This window comes from Campylobacter sp. P255 (genome assembly GCF_003627915.1).
In the GTDB taxonomy this organism is placed as follows: domain Bacteria; phylum Campylobacterota; class Campylobacteria; order Campylobacterales; family Campylobacteraceae; genus Campylobacter_D.
The window spans coordinates 43,458-64,629 of sequence record NZ_NREN01000003.1; the positions used below are offsets into that span (position 1 = coordinate 43,458).

The 21,172-nt window shown below is 31.8% G+C and carries 21 protein-coding genes and 1 tRNA gene; all 22 read right to left on the bottom strand.

The features are described 5' to 3' along the window. Nucleotides 1-6 precede the first annotated feature (6 nt). The 22 genes from nifJ to CKA54_RS02385 all read right to left on the bottom strand — a co-directional run bounded on the left by nifJ (nucleotide 7) and on the right by CKA54_RS02385 (nucleotide 21,156). Entirely contained in the window at nucleotides 7-3,561 is a 3,555-nt protein-coding gene (gene nifJ, locus CKA54_RS02280) for a pyruvate:ferredoxin (flavodoxin) oxidoreductase (RefSeq protein WP_120759637.1), read from the bottom strand. Between the two features lie 117 nt (nucleotides 3,562-3,678). Continuing rightward, nucleotides 3,679-4,323, bottom strand: coding sequence for an HAD family hydrolase (locus CKA54_RS02285; protein WP_120759639.1), 645 nt, complete (start codon nucleotides 4,321-4,323; stop codon nucleotides 3,679-3,681). A gap of 3 nt (nucleotides 4,324-4,326) precedes the next feature. Then, nucleotides 4,327-5,313 (bottom strand): OmpA family protein, encoded by a 987-nt coding sequence (locus CKA54_RS02290; protein WP_120759641.1) that lies wholly within the window; start codon nucleotides 5,311-5,313, stop codon nucleotides 4,327-4,329. A 253-nt stretch (nucleotides 5,314-5,566) separates the two neighbouring features. Next, a complete protein-coding gene (rpsI, locus tag CKA54_RS02295) occupies nucleotides 5,567-5,956 on the bottom strand; it encodes a 30S ribosomal protein S9 (RefSeq protein WP_039617655.1) in 390 nt (129 codons plus the stop codon). A gap of 2 nt (nucleotides 5,957-5,958) precedes the next feature. Next, on the bottom strand, nucleotides 5,959-6,384 hold the full coding sequence (gene rplM, locus CKA54_RS02300) for a 50S ribosomal protein L13 (RefSeq protein WP_039617653.1): 426 nt from the start codon (nucleotides 6,382-6,384) through the stop codon (nucleotides 5,959-5,961). Between the two features lie 212 nt (nucleotides 6,385-6,596). Next, complete coding sequence (locus CKA54_RS02305; protein ID WP_120759643.1) at nucleotides 6,597-9,341, bottom strand: RecB-like helicase; 2,745 nt, start codon at nucleotides 9,339-9,341, stop codon at nucleotides 6,597-6,599. Next, the gene (locus CKA54_RS02310) at nucleotides 9,338-11,725 is read right to left on the bottom strand and encodes a PD-(D/E)XK nuclease family protein (RefSeq protein WP_172586660.1); all 2,388 of its coding nucleotides are present in this window, start codon (nucleotides 11,723-11,725) and stop codon (nucleotides 9,338-9,340) included. Before CKA54_RS02310 ends, CKA54_RS02305 begins: the two co-directional genes overlap by 4 nt. After that, nucleotides 11,725-12,237, bottom strand: a complete 513-nt coding sequence (locus tag CKA54_RS02315; RefSeq protein ID WP_120759647.1) for a FixH family protein — start codon at nucleotides 12,235-12,237, stop codon at nucleotides 11,725-11,727. Before CKA54_RS02315 ends, CKA54_RS02310 begins: the two co-directional genes overlap by 1 nt. Beyond that, on the bottom strand, nucleotides 12,238-12,849 hold the full coding sequence (locus tag CKA54_RS02320) for a hypothetical protein (protein ID WP_253254846.1): 612 nt from the start codon (nucleotides 12,847-12,849) through the stop codon (nucleotides 12,238-12,240). It lies immediately after the preceding gene. Beyond that, nucleotides 12,810-12,911, bottom strand: coding sequence for a hypothetical protein (locus tag CKA54_RS02325; protein WP_120759651.1), 102 nt, complete (start codon nucleotides 12,909-12,911; stop codon nucleotides 12,810-12,812). The genes CKA54_RS02320 and CKA54_RS02325 overlap by 40 nt, the downstream gene beginning before the upstream one ends. A 2-nt stretch (nucleotides 12,912-12,913) precedes the next feature. Then, on the bottom strand, nucleotides 12,914-13,126 hold the full coding sequence (locus CKA54_RS02330) for a DUF4006 family protein (protein ID WP_120759653.1): 213 nt from the start codon (nucleotides 13,124-13,126) through the stop codon (nucleotides 12,914-12,916). Continuing rightward, nucleotides 13,126-14,004 (bottom strand): cbb3-type cytochrome c oxidase N-terminal domain-containing protein, encoded by an 879-nt coding sequence (locus CKA54_RS02335; RefSeq protein ID WP_120759655.1) that lies wholly within the window; start codon nucleotides 14,002-14,004, stop codon nucleotides 13,126-13,128. The genes CKA54_RS02330 and CKA54_RS02335 overlap by 1 nt, the downstream gene beginning before the upstream one ends. After that, the gene (locus CKA54_RS02340; RefSeq protein WP_120759657.1) at nucleotides 14,004-14,207 is read right to left on the bottom strand and encodes a cytochrome c oxidase, cbb3-type, CcoQ subunit; all 204 of its coding nucleotides are present in this window, start codon (nucleotides 14,205-14,207) and stop codon (nucleotides 14,004-14,006) included. The genes CKA54_RS02335 and CKA54_RS02340 overlap by 1 nt, the downstream gene beginning before the upstream one ends. Before the next feature lie 8 nt (nucleotides 14,208-14,215). Continuing rightward, nucleotides 14,216-14,881 carry a cytochrome-c oxidase, cbb3-type subunit II gene (gene ccoO, locus CKA54_RS02345; protein WP_120759659.1) on the bottom strand — a complete coding sequence of 222 codons (666 nt, stop codon included), beginning with the start codon at nucleotides 14,879-14,881 and terminating at the stop codon, nucleotides 14,216-14,218. Between the two features lie 11 nt (nucleotides 14,882-14,892). Next, on the bottom strand, nucleotides 14,893-16,359 hold the full coding sequence (gene ccoN, locus CKA54_RS02350) for a cytochrome-c oxidase, cbb3-type subunit I (protein ID WP_120759661.1): 1,467 nt from the start codon (nucleotides 16,357-16,359) through the stop codon (nucleotides 14,893-14,895). Nucleotides 16,360-16,464: 105 nt separating this feature from the next. After that, complete coding sequence (locus tag CKA54_RS02355; protein WP_120759663.1) at nucleotides 16,465-17,127, bottom strand: sulfite exporter TauE/SafE family protein; 663 nt, start codon at nucleotides 17,125-17,127, stop codon at nucleotides 16,465-16,467. Continuing rightward, nucleotides 17,124-18,242, bottom strand: coding sequence for a glutamine-hydrolyzing carbamoyl-phosphate synthase small subunit (carA, locus tag CKA54_RS02360; protein ID WP_120759665.1), 1,119 nt, complete (start codon nucleotides 18,240-18,242; stop codon nucleotides 17,124-17,126). Before carA ends, CKA54_RS02355 begins: the two co-directional genes overlap by 4 nt. Then, complete coding sequence (locus CKA54_RS02365; RefSeq protein WP_120759667.1) at nucleotides 18,239-18,790, bottom strand: DUF507 family protein; 552 nt, start codon at nucleotides 18,788-18,790, stop codon at nucleotides 18,239-18,241. Before CKA54_RS02365 ends, carA begins: the two co-directional genes overlap by 4 nt. Before the next feature lie 61 nt (nucleotides 18,791-18,851). Continuing rightward, entirely contained in the window at nucleotides 18,852-19,367 is a 516-nt protein-coding gene (locus CKA54_RS02370) for a MotE family protein (protein ID WP_120759668.1), read from the bottom strand. Beyond that, on the bottom strand, nucleotides 19,364-19,786 hold the full coding sequence (locus CKA54_RS02375; RefSeq protein ID WP_120759670.1) for a flagellar FliJ family protein: 423 nt from the start codon (nucleotides 19,784-19,786) through the stop codon (nucleotides 19,364-19,366). The genes CKA54_RS02370 and CKA54_RS02375 overlap by 4 nt, the downstream gene beginning before the upstream one ends. Further along, entirely contained in the window at nucleotides 19,783-21,033 is a 1,251-nt protein-coding gene (locus CKA54_RS02380) for an adenylosuccinate synthase (protein ID WP_120759672.1), read from the bottom strand. Before CKA54_RS02380 ends, CKA54_RS02375 begins: the two co-directional genes overlap by 4 nt. A 25-nt stretch (nucleotides 21,034-21,058) precedes the next feature. Continuing rightward, nucleotides 21,059-21,156 (bottom strand) — tRNA-Sec (locus CKA54_RS02385). Between the last annotated feature and the right edge of the window lie 16 nt (nucleotides 21,157-21,172).

Sequence of the window (21,172 nt, forward strand, 5' to 3'; positions counted from 1 at the left end):
ACAATTTTAATTTTCGTTACTAAAATCAGCACTTGCTAAACGCTTTAGTTGTCTATAACGGCGTTGTGCATCTGCTTTATTTCTTTCGAAAAATTCCTTAGCTTGTTCAGGATTAGATTTTTTCAATGAAGTATAACGCACTTCATTCATTAAAAAGTTTTCATATAAATCCCAATCAGGCTCTTTAGAAGAAATTGTTAAAGGATTTTTTCCTTCTGCTTCTAAACGTGGATCGTAAATATAAGTTGGCCAATATCCACATTTTGTAGCAAGTTCTGCTTGATTACCTGAATTTCCAAGCCCACCTTTGATACCATGAGCAATACAAGGAGAATAAGCAATAATCAAAGAAGGCCCATCATATGCTTCAGCGGCCATTACTGCTTTTAGCAATTGTGCATAATTTGCATTAGAATTTACTTGAGCTACAAAAATATAGCCATAAGTCATAGCAATTTGACCTAAGTCTTTTTTCTGCACTGGCTTACCTGCAGCAGCAAATTGTGCCACTGATCCTGTTCTTGAAGACTTTGAACTTTGCCCACCAGTATTTGAATATACTTCCGTATCAAGTACTAAAATGTTAACATTTTCACCACTTGCTAAAACATGATCAAGCCCACCATAACCAATATCATAAGCCCAACCATCACCACCAAAAATCCAATGTGATTTTTTACTTAAATAGCTTTTTAATTCTAAGATATCATTCACTGATTTAATTTGTTTATTTTCTTCTAGCAATGGTACTATTTTATCTCTTAATTCTAGTGAGATTTTAGAGTCTTCTTTATTTGCAATCCACTCTTTATATAATGCAGAAAGTGCATTAGGAACTTCTTGCATGCTTTCATTCATAATATGTTCGATTTTATGTCTTGTGGTTTCAGTTGCTATTTTCATACCCAAACCAAACTCTGCATTATCTTCAAACAAAGAATTACCCCATGCAGGTCCATGTCCGTTTTTGTTGCTTTTTCTATATGGAGTCGAAGGAGCTGAGCCACCATAAATAGAACTACAACCTGTCGCATTGGCAATAATCATTCTTTCGCCAAATAATCTCGTGATTAAAGTGATATAAGGAGTTTCCCCACAACCTGGACACGCACCATGGAATTCAAATAAAGGCTGCGCAAATTGAATACCTTTAGTATTTTCTCTATTTAAGATATTATCTTTATAGCTTACTTTTTTGAATAAATAATCCGCATTGTCTTGTTCACCATGATCAAGCTCTTCACCTAGCGGCACCATTACTAAAGATTTTTCTTTAGTTGGACACTCATGCACGCAAAGCTCGCAACCTGTACAATCAAGTGGTGAAACTTGAATTTTAAAGTTTAATTTCTGATCTTTTACACCTTTAGCATTAAGACTATGCTCTTTTACACCCTCTGGAGCATTATTTAACTCTTCTTCATTAATCAAGAATGGTCTAATAACTGCATGCGGGCACACTGAAGCACATTGATTACATTGAATACAATTAGCCTCAATCCATCTTGGCACCATAACCCCAACGCCTCTTTTTTCATATTCAGTAGTTCCATGCTCAAAACTACCATCTTCATAGCCCAAAAATGCCGAAACTGGCAAATCATCACCTTTAGCCGCATTCATAGGTTTTGCGATTTTTTCAACAAATTCAGTACCTTTATAAGCTATGGTTTCTTCTTTTGTCTCATCTGCTAAATTTGCCCAAGAAGGATCAATGTCAACTTTTACAAGTCCATCTGCACCTACATCAATGGCTTTATAGTTCATTTCAACTATCGCATCGCCTTTTTTACTATACGATTTATATGCAAATTCTTTCATGTATTTTTGTGCATCTTCAAAAGGAATGATATTAGCTAGTTTAAAAAATGCTGATTGCATGATTGTATTTGTTCTACTACCTAAACCTATTTCTCTAGCTAATTTTGTAGCATTGATGATATAAAAATTGATTTCTTTTTGTGCTAAAACTCTTTTTACTGCATTTGGAATTTTCTTAACAGTTTCTTCTGCACTCCAAATACTATTTAAAAGGAAAGTTCCACCTTTTCTAATGCCAGCTAAAACATCATAAATTTCTAAATACGCAGCCACAGAGCACGCCACAAAATGCGGAGTAGAAACTAAATAAGTTGAAGTAATAGGCTTTTTAGAAAATCTCAAGTGACTTCTTGTGTAACCACCTGATTTTTTAGAATCATAAGCAAAATAAGCTTGCGCATAAAAGTCTGTTTTATCCCCTATAATTTTAATAGAGTTTTTATTTGCACCTACAGTACCATCAGCACCAAGGCCATAGAATAAACATTCTATAGTGCTTTCATCACCTAAAGAAATTTTTTCTCCCACAGGCAATGAAGTAAAAGTTACATCATCATTAATTCCTATGGTAAAACCATCTTTTGGATTAGCTTGATTTAGGTTTTCAAAAACCGCTAGAAGTTGAGCAGGATCAACATCTTTTGAAGAAAGTCCATATCTACCACCAACGATCAAAGGTGCCTTTTCTTTGCCATAGTATGCAGTTTTTAAGTCTAAATAAAGTGGCTCACCTAAACTTCCTGGTTCTTTAGTTCTGTCTAAAACAGCTATTTTTTCAACACTTTGAGGCATTACATCAAACAAGTATTTCAAACTAAATGGTCTATATAAATGGACTTTTAAAACTCCTACTTTTTCACCTTTGCTATTGAGGTAATCTACAACTTCTTTTAAAGCTTCAGTCACCGAACCCATTGCAACCACAATGCGCGTTGCATTTTTATCTCCATAATACACAAAAGGCTTGTATTCTCTTCCTGTGATTTTTGAAATTTCTTGCATATATTCATTAACAATATCAGGAATAGCTTCATAGTATTTATTTGCCAATTCTCTTGTTTGGAAATAAATATCATCATTTTGTGCCGTACCTCTTGTTTTTGGATTTTCCGGATTTAAACAGGAATTTCTAAACTCCAATAAAGCCTCACGGTCAAGCAAACGATCAAAATGTGCATAATCCATTACTTCAATTTTTTGAATTTCATGAGAAGTTCTAAAACCATCAAAAAAATGCATAAAAGGCACTCTGCCTTTAATGGCTGCTAAGTGAGCTACACCTGCTAAATCCATACTTTCTTGCACAGAATGTGAGCAAAGCATAGCAAAACCTGTTTGTCTTGCAGCATAAATATCTTGATGATCCCCAAAAATAGAAAGCGCTTGAGAAGCCAAAGCTCTAGCTGCTACATGGATCACACCAGGTAAAAGCTGTCCTGCTATTTTATACATATTTGGTATTTTTAATAAAAGACCTTGAGAAGCAGTGTAAGTAGTTGTTAAAGCACCCGCTTGCAAAGAACCATGAACTGTTCCTGCTGCACCCGCTTCACTTTGCATTTCTACAACTTTAACCGGCACTCCAAAAAGATTTTTTTTACCCTGAGAAGCCCATATATCAGTATAATCAGCCATAGGAGAACTTGGAGTGATAGGATAAATTCCAGCAACCTCTGTAAACGCATAAGCAGCATATGCTGCTGCTTCGTTACCATCCATTGTTTTCATTATTTTACTCATCTAATTATCCTTATCATTAAAGTAATTACTTAAAATCATTAGCTACTTTATCTTGAATTGTCTTAAACAATGATAAAAATTTTTTATTATTTCTATGTAAGAAGTTGGAGTGTGAAGTTATCGGATATTTTTTATATACTCTATTGCTTCATAGGTATTATCAAATAATAAAGTTTTAAATTGGCGCAAACTTTCTTTACTCTCATAACCACTACTAACTGCCACAGGTGTAATACCCGCTTCAACAGCCGCCATAATATCCAAATGAGTATCACCAATCATAAATGCATTTTCTTTGTCTTTAGATAATTTTTCCAAAGCTAATAAAATAGGTTCAGCATGTGGTTTAGGATGAATTACATCATCTCTACCTATAATAACTTTAAAATACTTACCTATCCCCAAATGATCTAGCAATGGTTTAGAAAATTTAGAACTTTTAGTCGTCACAACAGCTAAATCAGCAATCAAACTTGCTTCTTGAACACTTTTTTTTGCAAAGGTAAGTAAAGATGTTTGTTTTATATAAATTTGCTGATATACACTTCTATATGCATTGATATACTCGCTTGTTTTTTCCTTTTTGACTCCAAGTTTTTCAAATGCTACATCTAAAGGAAAACCTATCAATGATTTGATGACCTCATGATCTCTCAATGGCTGATCAAATGCTCTAAAAGCAGCATCAAAACCATCTAAAATGGCACTTGTAGAATCTATCAAAGTGCCATCTAGGTCAAATAAAATTGTTTTTCTTAGCAAATTTTACTCTTTAATGAAAAATTTTGCTTCAACGCGTCTATTTTGAGCACGACCTTCTTTAGTATCATTACTTGCTTTTGGCATATCATAACCATAACCTTTGGTAATTATTTTTTCTTTAGCTACGCCTGTTTTTTCAAGTTCTTTTGCTACAGCATTTGCACGCTCTAAGGAAAGTTTTTGATTGTAAGCTTTAGGGCCTGTATTATCCGTATGTCCTTCTAAGATAGTATAATATTGTGGATTTTCCTCTAAAACCTTACCTACTTCTTGAATTTGTTTAGCAAATTCTAAATTAATACTACTCTGATCAAAACCAAAATGTCCTTCAAGAGCTATTGTTTTCTCACATCCTATATGATCAAGCAAGGCGCCTTTTCTTGGTTCTGGACAAGATTTTTCGATTTTTTTTGCTTGAACTTTTTGCACAAGTGGTTGACTTGTGGTTTGCGGTGCTTTTGGAGTGTTATTACCAAAATAAAAACTTAAACCAATACTAGAAATCAAATTATGCTCACCGTTGTTAAATTTAATCTGATCTCTTGCTTCCACTCTTAAAGCTAAATCCTCTCCAAGTGCAAACTTCAAACCTGCGCCATATTGAGCAAACATACCACTTTTGTTTTCATACGCCCCATGACTCAAATACTCATAACCCGCACCCAACAAACCATACAAATAAACATGATTTGCTAAATCAACACCTTTAATTGCATTGGTGTAAAATCTTGATACACTAGTACTTGTATGTGTATTATCACCTGGATGGTTGTATTTTGCATTATCATTATATTCTATACCAAGCTCTGCTTGATCTATCCATAAATCATCATAATGATAACCAAATCTCAATCCCACTCCACCATAGTTTTTAAGATCTAAATTTCCTTCTGGAGTTGTATAGTTAAAAGTTGGAGTGATTTCTATTTTACTAGCATCAAAAGCAAATAATACAGTAGCTAAACTTACCAAACTTATAATTTTCTTCATAGAATTTCCTTTGGAAAATAAATAAAATGCAGATTATTATATAGCAAAGAAGATTAAAATAAAATAAGCCCCTTTGGGTAGGGGCTTAAATTTACTACAAAAAGGAGGTTTCCCTGATCGGACTTTGAAATTATAAAAGTATATTCTAAACAAAAAATCCTTTGATTTTAAACAAAATAAAAATATAAGAAAAAAAATTGTAATTTATGGAAAATGGAGAAAATTTGGATCCATAAAAAGGATCCAAAGAGAATTAACGTTTAGAGAATTGTGGACTTCTTCTTGCTTTTCTGCGACCGTATTTTTTACGTTCAACAGTTCTACTATCTCTAGTAAGAAGTCCTTTTGGTTTTAATAACGCTCTAAAATCTGCATCCATAGCAGCTAAAGCTCTTGAAATACCATGTCTTAAAGCTTCAGCTTGAGCGCTATAACCACCACCTAGGGTAGTCGCTTTAATATCCATAGAAGTTTCTTGTTTAGTTACTAATAAAGGCTGAACTACTTTTAATTTTATAGCTTCATGTCCGCCAAGCCAAGTGTTTAAATCCATACCATTAACGATGATTTTACCACTACCAGCTTTTACCCAAACTTTAGCTACAGCGGTTTTTCTTTTACCTGTTGCGTATGTTGTTGCCATGATTATTTTCCTTTATTAGCAATTTGAGCAGTATGAGGATGTTCGCTACCTGCATAAATTTTTAATTTTTTAAGCATAGCTCTACCTAGGTTTGTTTTAGGTAGCATACCACGAACTGCTAATTTATATAACTTAACTGGATTTTTTTCTAATAAATCACCAAATTTTTCGCTTTTAACGCTTCCAAAATACCCTGAATGTCTGTGGTATAGTTTATCTTCTGCTTTATTTGCACCTGTGAAAACTGCTTTAGAAGCATTGATAATGATTACATAATCTCCACAATCAACATTTGGAGTATAGCAAGGTTTATTTTTACCTCTTAAAATAGTCGCTACTTCTGTTAAAAGACGACCAAAACGCTTTCCTTCAGCGTCTAAAACGATCCATTCGCGTTTTACTTCGTTTGGCTTTGTTATCTTTGTCATCATCTTACCTTTGCCAAAAATTTTTTTAAAATGAGATTATAATTATTTTAGCTTAATTAATACTTAATTTAAGAATATTTAAAGTTTAATTTTCTGCTATAAAACACAATACAATATTATAATATCGCATTGAAATTGCAATGATGAAGTTAAAAACAAAAATTTATAAGCCAATATACCATAAACAATAAAGCTCATATTCGAATAATGTGCTAAATTTCCACTATCTCCACTTTATCCTTTAAAACATACACTAAAAAAGCCTTAGTAGAAATCTTGGCCAAGATTTTTTCTATAGCTTCTTTGTAAAGCAAAACTTGCTTTTTATGCTCGTTTAAATTTAAGCCTGTTTTATAGTCTATAATGATAGCTTCATTATCATCAAGTGCAAGCATATCAAGCTGTTTTTGTTCGCCTTTATAAGTGATGATTTGCTCTTTTAGTAGCTTTTTACCCACTAAAAGCGCGTTAAAGTTCTCATCTTTTAAAAGCATGGTGAGTCTTTTAAAAAGCTCATTAAAAGCTTCATCATCTAAGTAAAAACGGTATTTTCTATACACCATTTGCTTGCAAAATTCAAAATTACTTTTAGTGTTAAAGTCAAAATATTGCAAAAACTCATGCAAAGCTAAACCAAAATGTATTTGCGTGCTTGAAAGATGACTTTTTACTTTGACTTCTTGTAAATTTACCTTTTGAAATTCTTCAAAGCTTTCTAGTTGCTCTAAATTTTCTAAAGTCTCATTTGTTTGAATAAGCTGTTCTTCTATAGCACCTATTTGCTTTTCTTCATAGTCTTGAAAATAACTCTTAAAGGTTTTAAAGCTCTCATCATTTTTTATGATAAAAAGAGAGTTTTTAGCTCTAGTAAGGGCTACATATAGACAATTTATCTCATCTTCTGCTTGAAGTTTTTCTCTTTTAGCTAAAAAGGTATTATAGTTTTCATCTTCAAGGTATTTTCTAGCACTGTGTCGGTATTTTACTTCCCAACCTTGCTCTAAATCATACTCAAACATCAAAGTTTCATTATCCGGAGCTTTTTTACTAAGTCTATCAAGTACGATTAAATTTTCAAATTCAAGCCCCTTAGATTTATGCACGGTCATAATGCTCACCCCATCATCTTGAGCCTGCAAAGATTTTAATCCACATGGAGCAAATAAAAAATCAAAGAAATTATCAAAAGTACTTGCATACTCTAAATACGCAATGAGATTCACATCACTTAAGTCAAGTTTTAAAACATGCGCTAGGTATTTTAAAATCTCACCTACACTTCGGTTTAAATCAAGCGTAATAAACTCGAGTTCTTTTTCTAAAATGCTACTTGCAAAGTACAAGCTAAACTCATCTTTAAGTACGCAAGCCTTTGCATACTCAAAAAGCACTCTTACGCTAATACAATCCATCAAAGCTACATTGCTTTGCGTATAAGCTTTAATGTTATTTTCTTCAAGAAATTCTTTCATTAAAGTAGCATCTTTGTTAATCCACACCAAAATGCAAATTTCACTAAGCCTTATACCTTTTTCTAAAAGCTTTTGGATGATCTTTAAAACTTCTTTTCCACTTGCTTCATGTAAAGAACTTTTTGGCGGGATATGATTTTGTAAAACCTCTACATATCCACCTTCTTTAATGCTTTTTTGTAAAGTAAAGCTAGGGTTTAAAAAACTATCAAAAAATTTATCTTTAAAAACTTCATTTACATAATCAACAATGATCTTTTTACTGCGATAATTAGTATCTAAGTGCTCTAATTTAATTTGTGGAAAGTCTTTTAAAAGCTTATCAAAAAGCTCTTTTTTACCCCCTCTAAAACCATATATGCTTTGCTTTTTATCGCCCACATAAAAAAAGCTTCTGTTTTTTTTCACACCCTCGCCTGAAACAAGTTCAGCGATAATAGGCTTTAAAATTTGATACTGCAAAACATTCGTATCTTGAAATTCATCGATCAATAAATGCGAAATATAACCATCAAGCCTAAAATAAATTAAATCCTTATTAGCTTCATCACTAATTAACTCATAAGTTTTTAAAGCTATATCCGAGAAAGTTAATGCATTTTGCTTAACACTGCTTTCATTTCTTGCTTCTTTAAAGTGCTCCAAAAGCTTTGCAAGCATACTAATGCGATAATTTTCCATTTGAGTAAAATACTCTTTTGCACATTGTAAGAATTCTGCTCTTTTTTGTAAAAATTCACTATCGATGATTTTTACAAAATATTTTTTATCTAAATCACAGATGATAGGTTTGGCAAAAAAATCTTCTATATTTTCAAATTCAAAATTTTTTTGATAATTTTTATCTGTACTTAAATTTTTTGCATAAGCTATAAATTCATTTAAACTTTTTTCTAAAGAAGTTTTATTTGGAAAATGTACATTTTTTGTAGAATTAATCTCACAAGATCTTTCATATAAACTTTCAAGATTTTGCAAAAAGTCACTCTTGCTTTTTGTCTGAACAATATAATAAGCCAAAGCTCTTAGCTCTTCTTCATTTAACCTAGCAATGAAATTTTTATAACTATCTTGACTTTCTATAATGTCAAAATCACTCATAAGACCTAAATTTAAAGCAAAAGAACGAATGATTTGCGAAAAAAAGCTGTCAAAAGTGTAGATATTGAGCTTAGATCTTAAAAATTCCTCTTTGTATTTTTCTCTTAAAGCTATAAGCTCATCTTTGCTTTTACCTAGCATTTTCATAAGCTCATTACACTCTGCTTTATTTTCTCCATTTTCAAGCACATCAAATTCCAAAAAGGTTTTAAAAACCCTTTCTTTCATTTCACTTGTGGCTTTATTAGTAAAAGTAAGGGCTAAAATTTCATTGATCTTAGCTCCCATTAAAACCAAAGCTACAAAACGCACGCTTAATGCAAAGGTTTTTCCGCTTCCTGCGCTAGCTTCTAAAGCCAAAAAAGGTTCAAAATGATAACTCAAAGCTTAAACTCCTTTTTATAAAGCATAGCATAAGGGCTATAGGTATTGTCGTTTTTTTGATTAAAAAATTCTTTCTCCAAAGGCTCCTTAGCTAACTCATTAAGCAAGTCTTTTAATTCTTGCACACTCTTGCTTTTGGAATTTTCATGTATGATTTTGATATTTTTAAGATCGTAAAAACAAGCTTTTGTGTTTGATGGAGCATTTTGACTTTCTAATAAAAACTTATAAAAAGCAAGTTGATAAGACTTTTCATCTGCTTTACCACTTTTATAATCTATAATCAATCTTTCATTGCCATTATTATCTACTCTATCTAAAAAACCTATAGCACGAATTTTCACTCCATTTTCTGCAGTAAATTCTTTTTTTGGTGGCATAAATTCACATTTTTCCACCACATATCCTTGCTTAAAATGTTCATTTTCAAGAATTTGAAATTCTTTAAATATAGTTTGTATTAGAGCTAAGTTAAGCGCATCAACTCGGTATTGTTTAATGTTTTTTACCACTTGCATAAAAACTTCATAATCAAAATGATTTTTTGACTTTTGTGTATAGTAAAGCTCTAGTGCCTTATGGATGAAACTTCCTAATTCATTTGCCCTAAGTGTATCATCTAAGATCTTTGGTTCTTTTAATCCTAAAACATATTTATAATAATAATCCAAACCATAATGTACAAGAAGATGAAATCTTGAAAAAGAAAGGTCATTTTGAAAATAATCATGCTCTGCTCTAATGCTTACAATAGGATCAAGATTAAACATACAAGGGTGAGTTTGAAAGTATTTCACATAAGCATTATTACTATAAGTCTTATCTTCATAAAGTGGAAATTCGAGTTCACTTAAAAATCTTGATTTGATTTTTTCTTCATTTTCCACATAAGTAATTCCCACCAATTTTGCTTTAGCTATTAAAGTGTAGTAATAGTGCCTTTGTAAATTTTCTCTTTGCGCATGAGTAATAAGCCCTGCTTTTTTGCGAATTTCATTGTTTAAAAATAACTCACTTGAAACTCTTTTTGGAATAAACTCATCATTAAAATCAACTATAATTACTCCATCATATCTAAGTCCCCTACTTTCTAAAAGCCCCATTACAGTGACTTCACCACCCCCAACACTACTTAATTTTATACTATCAATTTGCATAAAAAATAATTCTAAAATCTGAGCCAAACTTAACGCATGAGTTCTGATAAGCTCTTTGATGAAAATCAACTCTTGCTGAATATAATTTTTCAATTCATCGTTGCCATCTTCTAGTAAGCAATAGATTAGATTTTCAAAAAAATCAAAAGAAACATTCTCATCAAAAAGTTTTTTAAACTCTGCAAAATCAATACTAGAAGGGAAAAAATGAAAATTACACCAATGCTTATTTAAATTCCACTTCTCATAAAAATTCTCATTTTCTTCATATTCAAATTCCTCATCCTTAGCACCCTCATACAAGGATTTTAATCGATGATAAAAAGCTGTATTCTTAATACTTTCACCACTTGCATAGTTTAAAACATTATTTTTATCATATAACCTCAAAATATCTACAAATTTCTCATCAGGAGTGATCACCACGATATCTTTTGCACAAATACCCGCTTTTAAAAATGTATTGATTTTTTCAAAAACAAAAGCTGCTTGTAATGATCTTAAATTAAAACTTTTATAGCTAATTTGACTTTCTTTCAAAAAACACTTTTCTTCTAAAATTATTTCATGATTTAAATCAAAACAATAAACATGATCTATTTTTAAATCAATACCTTGCAAAAAACTAAGCGTACTTAAAAAATCTTTATTAAATCGAGTACAATTAAATCGTATCTTAATAGGTAATATTGCTTTAATTTTTAGCAAAATCTCTACTTCAAAAGCATTCAAAAAGCCTTGAAAATCAAAAACAATCTCATCATAATTTTTTAAAAAATCAACATTGATTTCATAATCAAGTGGCAAAGAAATATCATCGTATAAATTTTGCTCTTTTAACAAGGTAAGATAATTCTTAAAAAGTTCTTCTAAAATTTGCAAATGTTCATCATACTGTGCATAAGCATCATGAAATTTCAATGCGGCAATATCTTTTTTTTCTAAACTTAATTCTTTAAAAAAGCTAAACAAATATGCATTGTTTTTTAAAAAAGCAAAGAAATTACTTGGTATTTTTAAACTCTGCTCTAAATTTTTAGTTTGCTCGCAAGCTTTTTTCATTAAAAGCAAACATTCATAATGCGAGGCTTGAAAAGAAGGAGAAAAAACCACTTTTTGCATGAATTCAGCCACACTAATAGCCGGATCCACTAAGATATCATCTTGTAGCTTTTCCTCATAGTATTTTCTCAATGCTCTCAAAGAACTAAAAATAAAAAGCTTCATCATTTAGTTTGGAGAAAAAATTTAAAAAATCCTACACTATTTTCATTTTGAGTAATTTTTAAAAGCACCTGCCAAGCACCTTTTTCTTTAGCATCAAAACTAAAAACTAAATCATTAGCTTCTATTTTCACTTCTAAATTTTTATCATCAACACTAGTATGTGGACGTGAAAGCAATGCTTGAATTTGAAGTTGATTAAGATCGTAGTTTTTTAGATTATCTACTGTGATTCTAAACTCATTCTCTCCTTCGTTGATATAGTAAATTTGACTTTTTTTACGCGTAAAACTTTCTCTATCTTTAACACTTAATTTAAAATTTTCATCAAAAGCTTTTTGCCTATTTTGAATTTCATTATAGTTTAATTCTACATTTTGGTAAGAATCAAAATAAAAATTATCTTCATACACAGGAGCTTTACTTGCTATAATGACAGTCACAATACAAGCAATTACAATAAGCCCTAAAGAAATCAAAATACCATAAGGCCAAAATGTTTTTTTACTCTGCATTTATCTTCTCCTTTTAATTTTTCTTTGCACCAACATCAAAATCGCAACACATAAAAATCCATAAATCAAAATACGCATAATATTTAAAGTATCGCGATTAGAATTTCCATAAAAAGGTTTTATATTAAAATGACTTGCCACTTGATCCGCAATATCTGCATAACCATTTAAAATAGCCGCATTGTAAATATCTTTTTGCTTAGGATTAGCAAGTATAGGCAAAATCGTACCTTTTTCAGGATAAGGACTTAAAACACCTTCTTTATCAAAAAAAGCTAAAGCATCATCACTTGCAAGTATATCAACTTTGTGTGAGGCCTTAGAAAAAACAAGTAAAATATACGGTTTACTTAAATTAGCTTCATAATTTTTTAAACTTTCAAAATCTTTACTATCGCTTAATGCTAAAGCAATATTTACACCAGTTAGATCAAGAATTTGTTTAGAGTTTATAGTAATATTTTGTTCTATTGCAGGATTTAGGATATTATCATTTAGTAAAATTTCAGCATGCAAGAAGTTAGCAAAACAAATCATAATGGCGGTTATAAAACCGCCTTTAAAAATCTTTTTCATCCTATATAAAGATGATTTACAGTTAAAACTGACCAAGCAGTAATCCCAGCTGCAACCACTAGTCCAGCTATAATTAAATACTCAAGAACTTTTGTCATAATCATTCCTTTATGATGATATGTTCTTCTCTTTTAGAGTCAAACATTTTAATTTGCTCTGGATTTTCTATTTTGTAAGGTTTTTGCATTACTTCTTGCTGTGTTTTAAGTCCCCAAATAGTAAGTCCTGTTAAAATTGATAGCAATAAAACTGTCGCGATCAACATTCCACTTACACCCGAAAGTGCAAATACACATCTATTTGAATTTTCCATCATTCACCCCTTGAAAGAGAAATTACATATTCACCTACTGCCTCTTTTTGAAGTTCATTTAATAAACCATTGTTAAAATGAGGCATCATACCTATACTTCCTGCTTTACCACGGTTTAAAACATCTACAACAAAAGCAGCACTACCGTATTTTGTTAAATCTGGAGCCACTAACTGTCCATCAATAGTCCCTGTACCATTTTCCCCATGACATACTGTACAAGTTGCAAAAAGCTCTTTTCCTTTTGCTACAAGTTGAGGGTTATCTGTCTTTTTAATCGCTGAAATTTCAGAAGCAACATACGCAGCAATTGCTGGAACATCAGCTTCATCTATGCCATTATCAGCCGCACCCAACATTTCTCCCATAGGATAATTCAAGCCCTTTGAACCTTTTGTGATAATCTCTATAAGTCCTTCTTCAGAACCCCACACATTAAGGTTTTGTGCTTTACCGTTAATACCATCACCTGTGATACCATGACAAGAAGAACATTGAACTAAGAAAATGTTTTTACCCATTTCTTTTTTATCTTGTGCACTTAAATTTGCGAATTTTTGTGCAAATTTTTCATTATGGGCTTGAACTGCTTTATTGTATTCACCTATTTGTGAATAGCTGTTTAAAGGATATCCCCAAAGAAAATACCAAATACACCATACTATCGCTAAGAAAAACACAACAGCCCAACCAAGTGGCACAGGATTTTTATACTCTCCTATGCCATCCCAAGTGTGCTCGCTTAATTCACCTTCGCTCTTGTCTTCTTTCATACTTTTATACAATCTTCCTACCACAACTAATGTAATTAAAATGATAAGAATTGCTCCGATAAAAGATAATAAGTTAACATTATCTTGTAAATTCAACCATTGCATTAAGCACTCCTTTTATTTTGCTCTAAAACACTATCACTGATTTCATCATGCAATGCCAAATCAGCATATTTTTCATAGTTTCTTCTACCTGTTTTTTCAGATTTATACAAATGAAACCAATAAGAATACAAAACTACCACCAAAAATACTACAAGAGCAAAAAAACCATAAGCTTGTAGCTCTCTTATTAGTTCTAAATCCATAGTTGTTCCTATTTTAAGCTATTAAGATATGCGATTAAAGCTACGATTTCTCTAATTTCACCTCTAGCAAACGCATCTTTAACATCTTGATTTTTCATTTGATCTACTATCGCTTGAGCTTCTGCTTTAACTTCTGCTTGAGCTTCTTCCCATGTTCCAAGTTTTGTGCCATTTTCGGTATCATAAGGCACATTGAAAACTTTTTTCACAGTCAATGCTTCTGCATAAGCTGTTTCAATGTTTGCATTATTGCTAAACATATGTTTATAAGCTGGCATAATAGAACCAGGTACTACAGAAACTGGATCCCACATGTGGTTTTCATGCCAATCTGTAGTTCTAAAATTTCCTACACGTAATAAATCAGGTCCTGTTCTTTTAGAACCCCATAAGAATGGTCTATCATAAGCATACTCACCACTTACTGAATACATACCATAACGGTCTGTTTCTGATTTAAAAGGGCGAATTAATTGCGAGTGACATGCATTACAACTTTCTTTAATATAAGCATGGCGTCCTGCAAGCTGTAAAACTGTGTAAGGTTTTTTACCCTCGATTGGTCTTGCATTTTGCGCAAAATCAGGTAAAACTTCTACAATACCCGCATACGCAATCACGATAAATACGGCTACAGCAAAAAAGAATGGATTTTTTTCTAACCAACTAAACATATTTTTCCTCCTTATGCTGCCATAGGTGAAGCACTTTTTGGCTCTTTATCAAGCACTCTACCCACTGAAATTGATTTGTAAATATTATAAACAAACATGAAAAATCCTACCAAGTATAACAATCCACCTACAGCTCTAATCCAATAATAAGGAATAATCGCTTCTACAGTATCAATGAATGTGTAAAGTAAGTTACCATATTCATCTGTAGCTCTCCACATCATACCTTGAGTGATACCTGCTATCCACATAGAACTAAAGTATAGTACTATACCTGTAGTTTGGATCCAAAATTGAGCTTCCATTAATGATTTACTATAAAGCTCTCTTTTAAATACTCTAGGTACCATATGATAAAGTGCAGCCATAGTCATAAATCCAACCCAACCTAAAGTACCATCGTGAACGTGTCCTGGAATCCAATCTGTAAAGTGTGCTAAAGCGTTAACTGATTTAATAGAAAGAATTGGACCTTCTAAAGTAGAGAACATATAAAAAGTTGATGCTAAAATCATAAATTTAATCAACGGACTTTCTCTTAATTGACTCCATTCACCTTTCATAGTAAGCAAGATATTAATTGCTGAACCCCAAGAAGGCAAAATAAGAACAATTGAAAAAACAGAACCCATAGTTTGCATCCAATCAGGCACAGTTGAGTAAATCAAGTGGTGTCCACCTGCCCATAAATATACAAACATTAGTCCCCAAAACGCAAATAAAGATAATTTATAAGAGAAGATAGGCTGGCCGCTTTCTTTTGGTAAAAAGTAATAAATTTGAGCGATAATACCAACAGTAAATACAAATGCAACTGCATTATGTCCATACCACCATTGTACTAAAGCATCATTTGTTCCTGCATACATAGAAACACTATGCCACCAATCACCCATACCGCTTACAAAATAAGTAGGCACTGCCATATTATTGAATAAATAAAGCATTGCTATACCTAAAAATGTAGCTATATAATACCAAAGTGAAACATATAAAGTTTTTTCACGGCGAATTCCAATAAGACCAAAAATGCTTACACCCCATAAAACCCAAACCAAAACTACCATTATATCAAGTGGCCATTCAAGTTCAGCATACTCTTTTGAAGTGCTAATACCCGCAAACAAAGTAAAAATAGCTATAATCATAGTGATCATATAAAGCCAAAAGTGTAACTTTCCAATAAACATCAAAAAGCTTGACTCTGCCATACTAACTTTTAGCACACGCTGACCAATATAATACCAAGTTGCCCAAATTCCAGAGAGCATAAAACCAAAAATCACACCTGAAGTGTGTAGAGGTCTAAGTCTTGAAAAAGTACCGTACTCACCGGCTAAATAGTTTAAATCCGGATAAGCCATTTGAAAGGCAATAAGCGTTCCAATAGCCATACCAATAACACCAAACAATAAGGTAGCAAACATAAAGTATTTTGCAACCGTATAGTCATAGTTTAATGCATTTCCTGGGTGCATTTCCTCTCCTTAAGTTTTTTTCTGCAATATGCAATCATTATATTATACGACATTTAATATCTTTTTTAGCTTAAAAAAATTTATTATAAACTAATTGTAAATAAATTATCTTGTAAAGATAAATCCCAAATAAGAAAAATACAAGCCATAGCACAAAATCAACCCGTATGAAGCTAAACTAGCAAGCTTTTGAAACCTTTCATTTACAATTTTAGAAAAATAAGAAAAAAACATAAGTGCTGGTAAAGTAGATAATCCAAAAATCAACATGACCAATGCTGATAAATACAAATCTTGTGTACTCATACCAAAAGCGATATAAAAATACACTAAGCCGCAAGGCATAAAACCATTTAAAAAACCAAGCAACAGAGTGCTTGCGAATGATTTTTTTTGAATAAGTTTAGAAATATTTTTTTTAATCAAACTATCAAAAATAAGTGACTTTTCTAAAAATGCTAAAAGCTTTCCTTTAAAAATCAAAGCCAAAGCAAGTAAGATCATAAAATTACCGATTATAAAATACATGATCCCCTTTAAAAATTCACTTGGTGCGATTAAACTTCCAAACAATGCAAAAAGCACACCCAAACATACATAAGCTAAAATTCTTGAAATATGATAAGAAAAGATCAAAAGAAAAAAAGGAAGTTTAATTTGCTTTGAAAGTTGAGTATAAGCCAAAACAAAGCCTCCGCACATTCCATAACAATGTCCAAAGCTTGAAAGAAAAGCTATACTCGCCAAAGCAAAAAAATCTAAATTCACAAAAGCTCTAAAAATTCTTTAAAGATATATTTGCTCTCATGTGGACCCGAAGAGCTTTCAGGGTGATGTTGTACTGAAATGATAGGATAATTTTTGTATTTTACACCTTCTACATTATCACCAAACAAATTTCTATGAGTAATAATAGCAACCTCTGCAATTTCCTCAGGAACATTATAGTTGTGGTTTTGAGCTGTAATTTCTACAGTGTTATTGGTTAGATTAATCACTGGGTGATTTGCTCCATGCTGACCAAATTTCATTTTATATGTTTCATAGCCAAAAGCATTGCTTAGAAGCTGATGCCCCAAACAAATGCCAAGCATAGGAATTTTCGCTTCGGCTAATTTCCTAATCTCTGCAATTTCCTCTTGTAAAATTTTTGGCTCACCTGGACCATTTGACAAAAATACTCCATGAATACCACCTTTTTGATACAAATCAATCAAATCTTTTGCTTTGGTATTGTATGGAAAGACTTCTACTTCTAAACCAACACTAACAAGCTCATTTAAGATGTTTTCCTTTACTCCATAGTCTAGTACAGCTATTTTTTTACCACATGACTTTACCTCTTCATAACTTTTTTTGTTATGATCCCATGCGCCTTTGGTGTGTTGATATTTAGCTTTAGTACTAACTTGAGCTACATAATTAACCTCATCAATCTTAGCACTTGATAAAAGCATTTTTTTAAGCTCTTCTTTGTCTTTGATTTCTGTAGATACAACTGCTCTTAAATTTCCATGATCTCTAATCATTTTGACTAAAAATCTTGTATCAACTTCACAAAGTCCTATTTTTCCATGTTTTTTTAGATAAGCACTCAAAGAATCATTTGCTCTAAAATTTGAATAATCTTCGTTTAATTCTCTTATAATCATTCCACTAGCAAAAACTTCTTTGCTTTCATTATCTTCATCATTAACACCTACTACACCGATCTCTGGCATTGAAAAAACCACAAATTGTCCTGCATAAGAAGGATCTGATAGTATTTCTTGATAACCCGTTAAAGAAGTGTTAAAAACAAGTTCTCCAAAAAAAGTTCCACTTTCTCCAAAAGCTTTAGCACTTAAAAAAACATCATTTTCTATATAAATATATGCTTTCATAAAAGTCCTTTTTTTCTAAGCTCTTCTTGATAAAGTTTTTCAAACACCAACTCATACTCCTCAGAACCTGGGATTAATTTTCTTTTGTAATTTGAAATTTTTTCATATACTAAATCTTCTAATTTTTCATACTCTCTTAAATAAGACATAATACTTGAAAAAATTAAATTTTTTACACGATTTTCTGATACATTGTAGTTGATCAAATCCTCATCAACCAAATTTTCTAAAATTTTATGAGAAAGGTTGTTGTATCGATCTTCGCTATCAAGTATAAATTTAAACTCATTAGCTAATTTTTTCTTGATCATCCAAAACATACTTTTTCTGTCAATTTGCATAAACTCAATCTCATCTTCTTGGCTTTCTAGAAGCTCTTTTGCTTTTTCATCTAGCTTACGCTCATTCAAAACATCTATTTCTATAATCTCTTTTGCAACTTTTAAAAGTTTTTGGCTATCATCTTTGATTTTTACAAAAGAAGAATGCATTAAATCAAGTATAATTTTATTTGCTATATAAGGTATGTGAGCTGGTTTGATACGCATTTATCCACCTTTTTATTTTTATTGAAATAATACTAAAAAAAAGGTAAAAACTGCTTAAAACTTATTGTGAACTTGCATTTTGATCTAAATTTTTCAAAAGCAAGGTTAAATCTGAAGCTTTTTTAGGATCCATCTTAGCCATAATAGATGAAATTTTTCTAGGATCTAGTGAAAGTAAAATTCTTGATGCCTCATCTGGCTCCATCTCGCTTAATATCCCAGCAACTGCTACATCTTTCATTTTTGCGTAAATTTCTGTAATACGACCCATAGTTTTATCATTAATCACTTGAAGATTTTTCTTTGTTGCTTCTAAAATACGCTCATTTTGTTCTTTTAAAGTTTTTATTTGTTCTAAACTTGCATTAATATCTGCTTCTTTTTGCACTAAAGCTTGCATTTTTTCTTTTTGCAAAGCTTCAAAAGAAGCCTTATAAGCTTCTAAACCTTGTCTAGCTTCATCGTATTCTCTGATTTGTTCTTGCATTTGCTCTTTTCTAGCTTCAAAATACTGCTCACAACTTTGTTGAGCATGCAAAACCCCTATAAAAACAAATAAATATATTATCTTTTTCATAATTTGTCCTTATTAAAATGTCTTGTTATAGCAAGTTCATCGATAAATTTTTCTTCTTCTTTTTGTAAAGCTTTTTGGATCTTTTTTAACTCTTCATTTTCTAATACTTTGATTTTTTCAAATTCCAAATGTGCTCTTTTATATAAATGCTGATGATGCGCAAATTCTTTTTTGGTTAAATCTAATTTTTGTTTTATTCTTTGCTTACCTTCTCTTGCGATTTCTTGCATTTTCAAAGAAGATCGCAAAAGCGCCACCGAACCTTTATCGGCTAAAGTTAAGCTCTCACAAGTTCTTGAAGCTTCTTTAAGTTCTTCTTCACATTGCAAAAGCTTCTGTCTTGTTTTAGTTAAATTTGCTTCTGCTTTGTCAAGCTGTTGCTTTCTAAGCTTAATCACAGAAGAGTATTTGCTTTTCATAAAATGATAGTATCATCTCTTTCAGGACTTGTAGAAATATAACCCACTTTTACTCCACTTAGCTCCTCTAAGCGTTTGATGTATTTTTTAGCATTTTCAGGCAATAAATCATAGTCTCTAATTCCTGCAACTTTATCCCAGCCTTCCATTACCTCATAAATAGGCTTAACATTTTCTAAATCACATGGAACATAATCTATCTCTTGCCCCTTATACTCATATGCTCTACAAATTTTTACACTATCAAAACCATCTAGCACATCTAGTTTCATCAACGATAACGAATCTAAACCATTTAATCTTGCAGTGTATTTTACCGCAACCGCATCAAACCAACCACATCTTCTTTTTCTACCTGTGCTTACACCGATTTCTTTTCCGATTAAGCCTATTCTTTCACCATCTTCACCTAAATCTTCACTTGGAAAAGCACCATTTCCTACTCTTGTTGTATAAGCTTTTACTATACCTATAACCTTACCTATTTCTTTTGGATTTAAACCCAAACCACTTAAGGCCCCAGCTGAAATAGTCGTAGAACTTGTAACATAAGGATAAGTCCCATGATCAATATCAAGCATTGATCCTTGTGCACCTTCTAAAAGCACTTTTTTATCCTCATCCAAAGCCTTCCAAAGCATTCTCGTTGTATCTGTGATATAAGGAGCTAGTATTTCTTTAAAACGTTTTAAATCTTTTAAAATTTCATCATAACTAGGCATTGCAATACCCAATGCATCAAAATATGTTTTTTTAAGCTCAAAATCTTTCATTAAGTTTTCGCAAAGTTTTTCAGGCTCTAACAACTCCCCTACTCTATGTCCATTACGACTTATTTTATCTTCATAGCTTGGCCCTATACCTTTGCCAGTTGTTCCTATAGCTTTATCGCCTTTAAGTCTTTCTCTTGCTTGATCAATCAAAGCATGGTGATTTAAATTCAAATGCGCCCTATCGCTTATAAATAATCTTCCTTCTAAATTTTCAAATTGGGCCATTTCGCTAATTAACACATCAGGATTAACTACAACGCCATTCCCTATGACATTAATACACTGTTTATTTAAAACACCTGATGGCATTAAATGTAAAGCATATCTTATACCATCAACCCATATAGTGTGACCTGCATTATGTCCACCTGCACTTCTGCAAACATAGTCATAATTTTCACATAGTTTATCAACTATCTTACCTTTACCTTCATCACCCCATTGGATTCCAACGACAATATCTGCTTTACTCATAACAACTCCATTTTGACTTAAAATTTGGCGAGAAGGTGAGAGAATCGAACTCCCCAAAAAGTAGTCAACTACCCTTTCATCTGATTTGAAGTCAGTGGCCATCACCAGATATGCTAACCTTCCAAAAGCGTATTATATC